At 63.2% G+C, this 11973-nt stretch carries 10 protein-coding genes; 7 read left to right on the top strand and 3 right to left on the bottom strand.

Annotation, left to right across the window (positions count from 1 at the left end):
* Positions 1–29: 29 nt before the first annotated feature.
* The 3 genes from Q4G22_RS09445 to Q4G22_RS09435 all read right to left on the bottom strand — a co-directional run bounded on the left by Q4G22_RS09445 (position 30) and on the right by Q4G22_RS09435 (position 2968).
* Entirely contained in the window at positions 30–551 is a 522-nt protein-coding gene (locus Q4G22_RS09445) for a gluconokinase (RefSeq protein WP_303385660.1), read from the bottom strand.
* Entirely contained in the window at positions 536–1912 is a 1377-nt protein-coding gene (locus Q4G22_RS09440; protein ID WP_303385659.1) for a GntP family permease, read from the bottom strand. The genes Q4G22_RS09445 and Q4G22_RS09440 overlap by 16 nt, the downstream gene beginning before the upstream one ends.
* Positions 1913–2062: 150 nt before the next feature.
* Positions 2063–2968 carry a 5'-methylthioadenosine/S-adenosylhomocysteine nucleosidase gene (locus Q4G22_RS09435; protein WP_303385658.1) on the bottom strand — a complete coding sequence of 302 codons (906 nt, stop codon included), beginning with the start codon at positions 2966–2968 and terminating at the stop codon, positions 2063–2065.
* A gap of 123 nt (positions 2969–3091) precedes the next feature.
* Here Q4G22_RS09435 and Q4G22_RS09430 point away from each other — a divergent pair, with 123 nt between their 5' ends.
* The 7 genes from Q4G22_RS09430 to Q4G22_RS09400 all read left to right on the top strand — a co-directional run bounded on the left by Q4G22_RS09430 (position 3092) and on the right by Q4G22_RS09400 (position 11724).
* Positions 3092–4090, top strand: coding sequence for a nitronate monooxygenase family protein (locus tag Q4G22_RS09430; protein ID WP_303385657.1), 999 nt, complete (start codon positions 3092–3094; stop codon positions 4088–4090).
* Positions 4091–4248: 158 nt separating this feature from the next.
* Positions 4249–5658 carry a circularly permuted type 2 ATP-grasp protein gene (locus Q4G22_RS09425; RefSeq protein ID WP_303385656.1) on the top strand — a complete coding sequence of 470 codons (1410 nt, stop codon included), beginning with the start codon at positions 4249–4251 and terminating at the stop codon, positions 5656–5658.
* Positions 5659–5670: 12 nt separating this feature from the next.
* The gene (locus Q4G22_RS09420; protein ID WP_303385655.1) at positions 5671–6633 is read left to right on the top strand and encodes an alpha-E domain-containing protein; all 963 of its coding nucleotides are present in this window, start codon (positions 5671–5673) and stop codon (positions 6631–6633) included.
* Positions 6630–7430 carry a transglutaminase family protein gene (locus tag Q4G22_RS09415; protein WP_303385654.1) on the top strand — a complete coding sequence of 267 codons (801 nt, stop codon included), beginning with the start codon at positions 6630–6632 and terminating at the stop codon, positions 7428–7430. The genes Q4G22_RS09420 and Q4G22_RS09415 overlap by 4 nt, the downstream gene beginning before the upstream one ends.
* 178 nt (positions 7431–7608) lie before the next feature.
* The gene (locus Q4G22_RS09410) at positions 7609–8337 is read left to right on the top strand and encodes a proteasome-type protease (protein ID WP_303385653.1); all 729 of its coding nucleotides are present in this window, start codon (positions 7609–7611) and stop codon (positions 8335–8337) included.
* Positions 8338–8479: 142 nt separating this feature from the next.
* Complete coding sequence (locus Q4G22_RS09405; protein ID WP_303385652.1) at positions 8480–10759, top strand: NADP-dependent malic enzyme; 2280 nt, start codon at positions 8480–8482, stop codon at positions 10757–10759.
* On the top strand, positions 10759–11724 hold the full coding sequence (locus tag Q4G22_RS09400) for a glycosyltransferase (RefSeq protein ID WP_303385651.1): 966 nt from the start codon (positions 10759–10761) through the stop codon (positions 11722–11724). Before Q4G22_RS09405 ends, Q4G22_RS09400 begins: the two co-directional genes overlap by 1 nt.
* Positions 11725–11973 lie beyond the last annotated feature (249 nt).

Below are 11973 nucleotides of genomic sequence, written 5' to 3'. Positions count from 1 at the left end.
CGCGCAATGCCCCCGATCCCTATCCGAGATCAAAGTCCCAGTTGTTCGCGCGCCGAGGCCACTTGCCTGTCGGTGGTCCATGCCAGATCGACGATCACCCCATCCTCGTCCGGGGCCAGATGCTCCAGCGTGGCGATCTGGGTATCCAGCAGCGCGGGCGGGAAGAAATGGCCGGGCCTTGCATTCAGCCGGGTTTCCAGCACCTGCCGGTCGCCCCAGACATGCACGAACCGCACCCGAGGCGCGCCCTGACGCAGCACATCCCGATAGCTGCGCTTCAAGGCCGAACAGCCGACGACGGTAGGGGCGCGGGCCGCCTCTCCCTCGGCGATGCGACCCGCCAGCGCGCGCAGCCACGGCCAGCGGTCCTCATCGGTCAGCGGTATTCCGGCGGACATCTTGGCGATATTGGCGGCAGGGTGCAGGGCATCGCCTTCGATGAACTGCCAGCCCAGAACTTCGGCCAGTTCAGCGCCGACCGTGCTTTTGCCGCTGCCCGACACGCCCATCACGACGATATGCTGAAACTGCGCCATCACAGCAGCCACCATCCGATCAGCGCCAGCAAGAAGCCGATGCCGCCCAGCAGGGTCTCCATCACCGTCCAGGTTCGAAGGGTCGTCCGTTCGTCCATTTGCAGGAACCGGCCGACCAGCCAGAAGCCCGAATCGTTGACATGGCTAAGAACCGTCGCCCCCGAGGCGATGGCGATGACAAGGAAGCACAGATCGAACGAGCTTAGCCCCGTGCTGGCCGCAACCGTGGGCGCCAGCAGGCCCGCCGTGGTGGTCAGCGCCACTGTGGCCGAGCCTTGCGCCACCCGCAGCGCCGCCGAGATCAGGAAGGCCGCGACGATCAGCGGCATCCCGACCGATTCCAGACTGTTCGCCAGCGCCTGACCGATGCCGCTGGCGCGCAGAACGCCGCCAAACATACCACCTGCGCCTGTCACCAGAATGATGGCGCAGACCGGGGCCAGCGCATCGTTCATGATCTTTTCCATCGTCCGGGCGCTGCGCCCGCCTGCCAGCAGCCACATGGCGACCAGCACCGTAATCAGCAGCGCAACCGGCGTCTGGCCGATCATGCGCAGCACATTGACCCACAGCGCCGACCCATCGACCGCCCCGGTTGTCACCAATGTGCCAAGCCCGGTGTTCAGAAAGATCAGCCCAAGCGGCAGCAGCAGCACCAGCATCACCGTGCCAAAGGCTGGTTTCGGCCCGTCATGCGGCGCGTCCAGATCGGCCCCCAGCAACGCCGGCACCGGCAGCACGAATTTGCGCCCCGCCCACATGGCGAACAGATAGCTGCCGAAATACCAGGTGGGCAGCGCCAGAACCAGCCCGACGATCACCAGAAGGCCGATGTCAGCGCCCAGCAGATCGCCCGCCGCGACCGGCCCCGGATGCGGCGGCAGAAAGGCGTGCATCACCGCAAAGGCCCCCGCCGAGGGCAGGGCATACAGCAGCACCGAGCCTCCGAAGCGCAGGGCGACGCTGAAGATGATCGGCAGCATTACCACCAGACCGGCATCGAAAAAGATCGGGAAACCGAACAGCAGCGACGCGACACCAAGGGCAAAGGGCGCGCGCGATTCTCCGAACTGGCCGATCAGCCGGTCGGCCAGCACCTGCGCGCCGCCGGTGATTTCCAGAATGCGGCCGATCATGGCGCCGAACCCGACCAGCAAGGCGACGCTGGCCAGCGTGCTGCCGAACCCGCTCAGCAGCGTTGGCACCACATCGGCGAAGGGGATTCCCGCGACCAGCGCGGTTATCAGGCTGACCAGCACCAGCGCGACAAAGGCGTGCAGCCGGAATTGCAGGATCAGCACCAGCAGCACCGCCACCGCACCCGCAGCGATCAAAAGCAGTATTCCGGCACCGTGGACCGGCTCAATCGGTGTCATGTTTTCCCCCGCTTCATCTTCTTGCCGGTGTAAGACCGGCCACCCCACGGTAAAGGATTGATCCTAAGATAACGTGATCGCAATCGCTTTTTTGCACCCATGCCGGATCATCCGCCCCGGCTCCGGGCCAGCCCGCCGCAGCAGGCCCGCCTAGGGTGCCGCAAGATAGGCCCGCACCAAAGCCGCCGAATTGGCTGCGGCCAGCGACATGAACACGCCCATCTCATTTTCGCCCTCGCCCCCGCCGGCCAGATCGGACAGCGAGCGGAAGGCGATGAACGGCACGTCATTGGCAAAGGCGACCTGCGCCACCGCCGCGCTTTCCATATCGACGACCTGCGCCTGAAACGTGTCCGAAATCCAGTCACGCAGCCCGGCGTTATCGACAAAGGCGGAACCCGACACGCCATTGCCGCCGATGACAATCTGTGGCGGCTCGGACAGGCAGAGGTTGTCGGCATTGCAGGCCGCCAGATCAAAGCCCTCGGCCACGGCGCGCGCCCGGTCCAGCATCGCGGGATCAGCGGCGAACCAAAACTTGCGCTGCGGCTGCCCGCTGGCGGTGCTGGCCACCGTCACGTCATTGGTGAATATCATGCCGTAATTCGGAAATTGCGATTGCAGAAACGGCGGGATGGCAAAGCCGCCGTCCGTCTCGCGTGCCATGATGCTTTCCAGATACTGCCCCCATTGCCCCGCGATCACCACGTCACCGATGTTCAGATCCGGGTCGATCCCGCCCGCGATGCCGGAAAAGACGATGCTTTCGATGTTGAAACGATCCAGCACAAGCTGCGTCGTCATGGCGGCATTCACCATTGAAACACCCGACTGGAACAGCACCACGTCGCGCCCCTCAAGCTGGCCCTGAATGAAGTCGATGCCGTTGATGCGCACCACCTCGCCCTGATCCATCGCCGGGGCAAGCTCGGCGATTTCGGGGGCAAAGGCGGTGATGACGGCGATGCGGGGGGAGTCGTCGGGCATGGCGGCAAGGTCGGTGGCAAGGGCAGGCAACGGCATCAGGGCCGCCAGCAAGATCGCGGTGCGGGGCATGGCTTCTCCTTTTCGATGCGGCCATCTTGCCAGCACAGGGGCCGGACGCAAGCGGCGCAACGTCACGCCTTGCCGCGCAGGCGGGGGCGCGGCATCTTCCCGCACAACCACCCGGAGGAACCGATGCTGCCACCTGTCCTGCAAAATCTGCGCATTCCCGTTGTCGGATCGCCCATGTTCATTGTTTCCGGGCCGGAACTGGTCATCGCGCAATGCAAGGCGGGCATCGTCGGCAGCTTTCCGGCGCTAAACGCGCGCGAGGCGGCGGGCGATCCGCCACTGCTGGATCAGTGGCTGACCCGCATCACCGAGGAACTGGACCGGCACAATCAGGCCAACCCCGATCAGCCCGCAGCGCCCTTTGCGGTGAACCAGATCGTGCATAAATCCAACACCCGGCTGGATCGCGACATCGAAATCTGCCACCGCCACAAGGTGCCGGTCTGGATCACATCGCTGGGTGCCCGCCCCGAGGTGAACGCCGCGGCGCATGATTGCGGCGGTATCGCGCTGCATGACATTATCGACAACCGCTTTGCCCGCAAGGCGATCGAAAAGGGCGCGGACGGGCTAATCGCCGTGGCCGCGGGCGCGGGTGGCCATGCCGGGCGGCAGTCGCCCTTTGCCTTGTTGCAGGAAATCCGCGACTGGTTTGATGGCCCGCTGCTGCTGTCGGGGGCGATTGCCACCGGGCGGGCGGTGCTGGCGGCGCAGGTGGCCGGGGCCGATCTGGCCTATATCGGCAGCCCCTTCATCGCCACGACCGAGGCGAACGCACAGCCCGAATACAAGCAGATGATCTGCGACAGCGGCGCGATGGATATTGTCACCTCGTCGCTGTTTACCGGGGTTTCGGGCAATTACCTTGCCCCCTCGATCCGCAATGCCGGAATGGACCCGGATGCACTGGATAGCGCCGATGCGGAAACGATGAACTTTGCCAGCACCGGCGCCAGTGCCAAACCCAAGGCGTGGAGCCAGATCTGGGGTGCCGGTCAGGGCATCGGCGCGATCCGCAACGTGCAACCCGTGCGCGCCTATATCGACGCGCTGGCCGCCGAATACCTTGCCGCGCGCGCCTCGGTGGCCGCATTGCCCGACGGGGGCTGGCGCACCAACTGATCGCCCGCGAAACGGGCAGATCGCCAAAAAACGCGGCAACTCTAAATTTTTGCTAACCCGCCGGGGAAAAAGCCCGGCGGGGCATGGACTCTGTTCTGCCGGGAATAGTTTCCTTTCCCAAGGCCATCGGGCAAAAATTCCGGGCCGGGGGAAGACGGATGACGTATTACAACGAGATGTATGACGGCGATCAGGTGCGCGCGCCCTATGCCATGCTGAACGATTGGGTCGATACCATGCCCACCGACCTGCGCCAGATGAAACAGGCCGAGGCCGAGGCTCTGTTCCGCCGCATCGGTATTACCTTCGCCGTCTATGGCGAGGGGGGCGACCCGGACCGGCTGATCCCCTTTGACATGATGCCGCGCGTCTTTGAACAGAACGAATGGCGGCGTCTGGAACGCGGCATCAAACAGCGCGCCCGCGCCCTGAACGCATTCCTGCGCGATGTTTATGGCCGCGCCGAAATCGTGCGTGCGGGCCGTATCCCCGCAAGGCTGGTTTATCAGAACGAGGCGTTCGAAAAGGCGGCGGTCGGCTTTGTCCCGCCACGCGGGGTTTACAGCCACATCATCGGCATCGACCTTGTGCGCACCGGCAAGGACGAGTTCTTTGTGCTTGAGGATAACTGCCGCACCCCATCCGGCGTCAGCTATATGCTGGAAAACCGCGAGATCATGATGCGCATGTTCCCGCATCTGTTCCGCGGCAACCGGATCGAGCCGGTGGATCAATACCCCGAACTGCTGCGCCGCACACTGGAATCGGTCGCCCCGGCGAAGTGCAGCGACCGCCCGACCTGCGTGATCCTGACGCCGGGCCATTTCAACAGCGCCTATTACGAACACAGCTTTCTGGCCAATCTGATGGGCGTCGAACTGGTCGAGGGACAGGATCTGTTCGTCGATGGCGAGTTTGTCTATATGCGCACGACGCAGGGGCCAAAGCGGGTTGATGTGATTTACCGCCGCATTGATGACCCGTTCATCGACCCCTTGTGTTTCCGCCGCGATTCCATGCTGGGGATACCGGGGCTGATGGATGTTTACCGCTCCGGCGGGGTCAGCATCTGTTCGGCACCGGGTGCGGGGGTGGCTGATGACAAGGCGATCTATACCTTTGTCCCCGACATGATCCGCTTTTATCTGGGCGAAACGCCGATCCTGAACAACGTCCAGACCTGGACGCTGTGGAACGATGACGATTACAAACACGTCATGGCCAACCTGCCCGATCTGGTGGTGAAAGAGGTTCACGGATCAGGCGGATACGGGATGCTGGTTGGTCCCAGGGCGACAAAGGCCGAGATCGAGGATTTCCGCAAACGGATCGAGGCGAACCCGCATAACTATATCGCCCAGCCCACGCTGTCGCTGTCCACCGTGCCGACCTTTGTCGATGAAGGCATCGCGCCGCGCCATGTGGACCTGCGGCCCTATTGCCTGTGCGGCGACCGGATCGAGCTGGTGCCAGGCGGGCTGACCCGCGTGGCGCTGCGCGAAGGATCATTGGTGGTGAACTCGTCGCAGGGCGGCGGGGTCAAGGACACCTGGGTTCTGTCGGAATAAGGGGAAACGGATATGCTCAGCCGCACCGCCGCCAACCTGTTCTGGATGGGCCGCCATCTGGAGCGCGCCGAAACCGCCGCCCGCCTGCTGCATGTGGGCCAGCGCATCACGCTGATGCCGAACAGTGGCGAGGGATATGAAAACGAAAGGAACTCGCTGCTGCGCGCTTCGGGCACGGCAGAGTTGTTTTCTGATAAATACGATCATCTCTCGCAGGAAAACATCGAAGAATTCATGTATTTCGACCGCGGCAACCCTTCATCCGTGGTGTCCTGTTTCGAAAAAGCGCGCGAAGGCGGGCGCATTGTCCGCACCGCGCTGACCGGGCAAGTCTGGGACGCGCTGAACAGCGCATATCAGGAACTGCGCCGCATCGAACGGATGCCGCGCGGCCAGTTAGAGGGCGCGGACCTGACCGATTTCGTCACCCGAAGCGCCTCGACCGTGCGGGGGGCAATCAATGCCACGCAATTGCGCAATGACGGCTGGCATTTCATCAATCTTGGCTATGGGCTGGAACGGGCCGATGCGACGGCGCGGATTCTGGATGTGAAATATTTCGTCCTGCTGCCGCGTGTCGAATTTGTCGGCTCGGAACTGGACAGCTATCAGTGGCAGGTGATCCTGCGTGCATTGTCGGCGCATCGGGCGTTCCACTGGGCCTATGGCGGCGATGTGACCGCCGGGCGGGTGGCCGATTTCATGATCCTGAACGGCGAAAGCCCGCGGTCGCTGATTACCTCGCTGTATGAAACCGTCTGGAACCTTGAGGGGCTGGCCCGGCGATACGGCGCGGCTGTGCCCCATACCGCCCGCGACAAGGCACGTGAAGTTCTGAACCGGCTGCAAAACCATGACATCGAAATGATCTTTGATGAAGGTCTGCACGAGTTTCTGACATGGTTCATCGGCGAAATCGCCGCCATCTCGGTTCTGGTGCATCAGGATTATCTGGCCGGGGGAATGCAGTCGTGAAACTGAAAATCCTGCATGAAACGCTGTATCACTATGACCTGCCGGTCAGAAGCCTGATCCAGAGCCTGCGCCTGACGCCTTCGGCCTGCGACGGACAAAAGACGGAAAGCTGGCAGATCGACGTGACCGGCGGGCAACGCGGCCCGGCCTTTCGCGATGGCGCGGGCGATTGGGTCGAGGGCTGGACGGTGCGCGGCCCGCTGGATGAAATCACTGTGCACTGTTCGGGTGTGGTGGAAACCACCGATCTGGCCGGTGTGCTGCGCGGCCACCGCGAGATCATTCACCCGATGGCCTATCTGCGCACGACCGCCGCCACCGCCCCGGATCAGGCGCTGCGCGATCTGGCGACGGCGGCCAGCGGCGATACCGCGCTGGATCTAGCACATCGGCTGTCGGGCGCGGTGGCGGATGCCATCACCTATCGTCCCGGCGTGACCGACGCCCGCACCACCGCCGCCGAGGCGCTCGCCCTGGGGGAAGGGGTGTGTCAGGATCACGCCCACGCGCTGATCGCCGTGGCGCGGCTGCGTGATCTGCCGGCGCGCTATGTCTCGGGCTATCTGCATTCGACCATCGACGGCACGCCCCATGACGCCGCCCACGCCTGGGCCGAGATTCACATTCAGGGCCTGGGCTGGGTCGGCTTTGATGCCGCCAACCGCTGCTGCCCCGATGATCGCTATGTCCGGCTGGGTTCGGGGCTGGATTCATCGGACGCGGCCCCCATTCGCGGGATGCGCGCCGGGCCGGGGGCCGAAATGCTGGCCGTAACGGTCAAAGTGGACGAGTTGTAACCGGCAGCCGCCCATACGCCTGCCGGTTGCGGCCAGATACGGAATCTCTGGTGCGGGCCGCAGGCAACACCATGGCAATAAAACGTTGCGCCAGACGATGGGAACCCGATGCGGCTTTGGTTGCGGGCAGGTTGCAGCCACCGTATCCTGCGCGGCAAAAAGGGGTGCGGACCGGATCATGACCTATTGCGTCGGGCTGAAACTGAACGAAGGGCTGGTGCTGCTGTCGGACACGCGCACCAATGCCGGGCTGGACAATATTGCCACCTATCGCAAGATGTTCTTCTTTGAAAATCCCGGCGAACGGGTGATCGCCATTCTGACCGCCGGATCGCTGTCAGTGACGCAAACCACCGTGGCCCGACTGCGAGAAGCGGTCGCCGATGAGATGGCGGATGAGACCACCTCGATCATGAAGGCCCCGACGATGTTGCAGGTGGCCTCGATCATTGGCGATTGTCTGGCGCGGACGCGGCGCGAAATCTCGGATCAGTTGCGCGACCTGCGGCAGACGCAGGCCAGTGCCAGCCTGATCGTCGCCGGCCAGCGGGCGGGCGGCGACATGCGGCTGTTTCTGATTTACCCGGAAGGCAATTTTATCGAAGCGACCGAGGACACGCCCTTTCTGCAAATCGGCGAACATAAATATGGCAAGCCGATTCTGGATCGCGTGATTACACCCGCCACCAACCTTGAAGACGCACAAAAGGCCGTATTGCTGTCGATGGATTCCACGCTGCGGTCGAACCTGTCGGTCGGAATGCCGCTGGATCTGGCGGTGATCGAAAAAGACACCTGCAAGGTGACACGCCGCCGCCGCATCCTTGAGGGCGACCCCGACTTCATGCGCATCAGCGCAGCATGGTCGGCGGCGCTGCGCGACAGTTTCGTTAAGATCACGCTGTAAAAACCATTCTGCCCCAAGATGCGTATTTAGACAAACAGGAAGCCGCCTCTTGCCTGATCAAATACCCGTTCTTTGGGCGCGGCTTGCCAGTTGAGGATAGCGCTGCCGCGCGTTAACACAGGGTAACAGGGGGGACACACAGATGAGCGATCAGAAGAACCGCAGCGCACGCATCACGCCGGAAGAGGCACTGGCCTATCACATGGAGCCGCGTCCGGGGAAATACGACATCGTAGCCTCGACCCCGATGGCGACGCAACGCGATCTGTCGCTGGCCTATTCGCCGGGCGTCGCTGTGCCGGTTCAGGCCATCGCCGAGCGACCGGAAACCGCCTATGACTATACCACCAAGGGCAATATGGTGGCGGTCATTTCCAACGGCACCGCGATCCTGGGCCTTGGTAACCTTGGCGCGCTGGCCTCGAAACCTGTGATGGAGGGCAAGGCGGTGCTGTTCAAACGCTTTGCCGATGTGAACGCCATCGACATCGAACTGGACACCGAAGACCCCGAGGAAATCATTCAGGCCGTCCGCCTGATGGGGCCAAGCTTTGGCGGCATCAACCTTGAAGACATCAAGGCGCCCGAATGTTTCATCATCGAATCCCGCCTGAAGGAAATGATGGACATCCCGGTGTTCCACGACGACCAGCACGGCACCGCCGTGATCTGCGCCGCCGGTCTGATTAACGCGCTGGAACTGTCGGGCAAGCGGATCGAGGATTGCAAGGTCGTGCTGAACGGCGCGGGGGCTGCGGGCATCGCCTGTCTGGAGCTGATAAAGGCCATGGGCGCGCGCAACGAAAACTGCATCATGTGCGACACCAAGGGCGTGATCTATCAGGGCCGGACCGAGGGCATGAACCAGTGGAAATCCGCCCATGCCGTTGTCACCGACGCCCGCACGCTGGAGGAGGCGATGGTGGGTGCCGACGTGTTCCTTGGCGTCTCGGCCAAAGGGGCGGTGACGCCGGAAATGGTCGAAAGCATGGCCGATAATCCGGTCATCTTTGCCATGGCCAACCCCGATCCCGAGATCACGCCAGAGGAAGCACAGGCCGTCCGCCCCGATGCCATCGTGGCGACGGGGCGCAGCGATTATCCCAATCAGGTCAATAACGTGCTGGGCTTCCCCTATCTGTTCCGGGGCGCGCTGGACATTCACGCCCGCGCCATCAACGACGACATGAAGATCGCCTGCGCCAATGCTTTGGCGGAACTGGCGCGCGAGGATGTGCCCGACGAGGTGGCGGTGGCCTATGGCCGCAAGCTGACCTTTGGCCGCGATTACATCATCCCGACGCCGTTCGATCCGCGTCTGATCCACGTCATCCCCCCCGCCGTCGCCAAGGCAGGCATGGACACCGGCGTTGCCCGTCGCCCGATCATCGACATGGAGGGCTATGCCCAGTCGTTGCGGGCACGGATGGACCCGACGGCCTCGATCCTGAATGCGATCCATGCGCGGGCGCGGCAAAATCAGGCGCGGATGATCTTTGCCGAGGGCGACGATCCGCGCGTGCTGCGCGCCGCCGTGGCATGGCAGCGGGGCGGCATGGGCACCGCGCTGGTGGTGGGCCGCGATCAGGACGTGAAGGACAAGCTCGAGGCCGTGGGCCTTGGCGATGCCGTGCGGGAAATTCAGGTGGTGAACGCGGGCAATGCCCGGCATTTGGACAGCTATTACGAATTTCTGTATAAACGCCTGCAACGTCAGGGCGTTGACCGCGAGGATGCGCATAAACGGGTCAACCGCGACCGGCATGTGTTCGCAGCCCTGATGCTGGCGCATGGGCATGGCGACGGGCTTGTGACCGGCGCGACCCGCAAAAGCGCGCATGTTCTGGCGCAGATCGGGCAGGTGTTCGACGTGCGTCCGCAAGATCACACCGTGGGCATCACCGCCTTGCTGCACAAGGGCCGCGTGGTGCTGATCGGCGACACGCTGGTTCATGAATGGCCCGAGGCCGAGGATCTGGCGGATATTGCCGTCCGCGGTGCGCAGGTCGCGCGGGGACTGGGGCTTGAGCCGCGAGTGGCCTTTCTGTCGTTTTCTAACTTTGGCTATCCGATCAGCGAACGCGCCGTAAAGATGGCCGAGGCACCCAAGGTTCTGGACGCGCGTGGCGTCGATTTCGAATACGAAGGCGAGATGACCGTGGACGTGGCCCTGAATGCCGAGGCGGCGGCGCGTTACCCGTTCAGTCGACTAAGCGGGCCAGCGAATGTGCTGGTGGTGCCGGCGCGGCATTCGGCCAGTATCTCGGTGAAATTGTTGCAGGAAATGGCGGGGGCGACGGTGATCGGCCCGATCCTGACCGGCGTCACCCGGCCGATTCAGATCTGCGCCACCAACTCGACCGTCAGCGATATCCTGAACATGGCAGCCATCGCGGCGGGTGGTTTGGGCCAGCCACGCTGATGAGGCAATCGGATAGGGCCAGTGCCGTGATCGCGGCGCTGGTCGTGACCCATAACCGGCTGGACAAGCTGCAAGAGACCGTCCGTCGTCTGCTGGACGAGGCGCTGGATCATGTCGTGATCTTTGACAATGCCTCGGATGATGGCACCGGCGATTGGCTGCGCAATCTGGACGACCCAAGGCTGAGCGTTGTTTTCCATAGTAAAAACAGCGGCGGGGCGGGGGGCTTTTCGCTGGGGCTGCGGCATGTCGTGCAGCGGTTCGACCCTGATTGGGTGGTGGTGATGGATGATGACGGGCGGCCCTGCGCGGGGGCCATCGCCGCCTTTCGCGATCTGTCGCCGGGGCAGTGGGATGCCGTGGGCGCGGCGGTGCTGACGCCGGATGGCACGGTGTGCGAGATGAACCGCCCCTACCGTAACCCCTTTTGGCATATACCGGAATTTCTGCGCACGCTGCGGCGCGGGCGGCGGGGATTTCATCTGCCGGATGCCGCCTATGCACCCGATGCCGGGCCGATGGCGGTGGATATGGCGTCTTTTGTGGGGCTGTTTCTGTCGCGCGATGCCATCCGGCGGGCGGGGTTTCCCCATGCAGGGTTGTTCATCTATGGCGACGATCAGCTTTACACGCTGACGATGCGGCGCAAGGGGCTACGGCTGGGGTTTGAACCCTTGGTGCGGTTCGAGCATGACACGGCCTCGATTCAGGGTAACACTCTGATTTTGAACCCGATCTGGAAGGTATATTACATGCACCGCAACGCGCTGCTGGCCTATCGGGTGGCGGCGGGGGTTTGGTTCTGGCCGCTGTTACCGGTGCTGGCGCTGAAATGGCGGCGGCAGGCGGGGCGCTATGGCGATCAGGCCGGGCTTTACCGACGTATCCTGCGCGTGGCGATGCGCGACGGATTGGCGGGGCGGCTGGATCGTCCGCATGACGAGGTGGTGCGGCTGGCTAGGTAGCGCCTCAAGGCCGGGGGTTCGGTGGGAAAAGGTCCAGTGGACCTTTTTTCTGATCCTCCTTACCCCGTGGGATATTTACAGACGGAGGGTGGCTGATTTTGGTGGTGTTTTTGGGGCGGGTCGCAAGGGTGTGCCGATGCAGGCAAGCGCCCGAAGATGGATATTTACAGACAGAAGATGCCTGATTTTGTTGGCTTTTTGAGTCGGACATCAGGTGGTCTCGTGGCTGCGGGCCAATGTCTGAAATGG

It is taken from the genome of Paracoccus sp. (in: a-proteobacteria), assembly GCF_030538655.1.
Classification (GTDB): domain Bacteria; phylum Pseudomonadota; class Alphaproteobacteria; order Rhodobacterales; family Rhodobacteraceae; genus Paracoccus.
This window is presented reverse-complemented; position numbering and strand designations above follow the sequence as displayed.

What these genes read in the sequence shown, in the direction of transcription:
- Q4G22_RS09445 (WP_303385660.1), bottom strand. Translation starts at nt 551, where the DNA reads ATGGTGGCTGCTGTGATGGCGCAGTTTCAGCATATCGTCGTGATGGGC.
- Q4G22_RS09440 (WP_303385659.1), bottom strand. Translation starts at nt 1,912, where the DNA reads ATGACACCGATTGAGCCGGTCCACGGTGCCGGAATACTGCTTTTGATC.
- Q4G22_RS09435 (WP_303385658.1), bottom strand. Translation starts at nt 2,968, where the DNA reads ATGCCCCGCACCGCGATCTTGCTGGCGGCCCTGATGCCGTTGCCTGCC.
- Q4G22_RS09430 (WP_303385657.1), top strand. Translation starts at nt 3,092, where the DNA reads ATGCTGCCACCTGTCCTGCAAAATCTGCGCATTCCCGTTGTCGGATCG.
- Q4G22_RS09425 (WP_303385656.1), top strand. Translation starts at nt 4,249, where the DNA reads ATGACGTATTACAACGAGATGTATGACGGCGATCAGGTGCGCGCGCCC.
- Q4G22_RS09420 (WP_303385655.1), top strand. Translation starts at nt 5,671, where the DNA reads ATGCTCAGCCGCACCGCCGCCAACCTGTTCTGGATGGGCCGCCATCTG.
- Q4G22_RS09410 (WP_303385653.1), top strand. Translation starts at nt 7,609, where the DNA reads ATGACCTATTGCGTCGGGCTGAAACTGAACGAAGGGCTGGTGCTGCTG.
- Q4G22_RS09405 (WP_303385652.1), top strand. Translation starts at nt 8,480, where the DNA reads ATGAGCGATCAGAAGAACCGCAGCGCACGCATCACGCCGGAAGAGGCA.
- Q4G22_RS09400 (WP_303385651.1), top strand. Translation starts at nt 10,759, where the DNA reads ATGAGGCAATCGGATAGGGCCAGTGCCGTGATCGCGGCGCTGGTCGTG.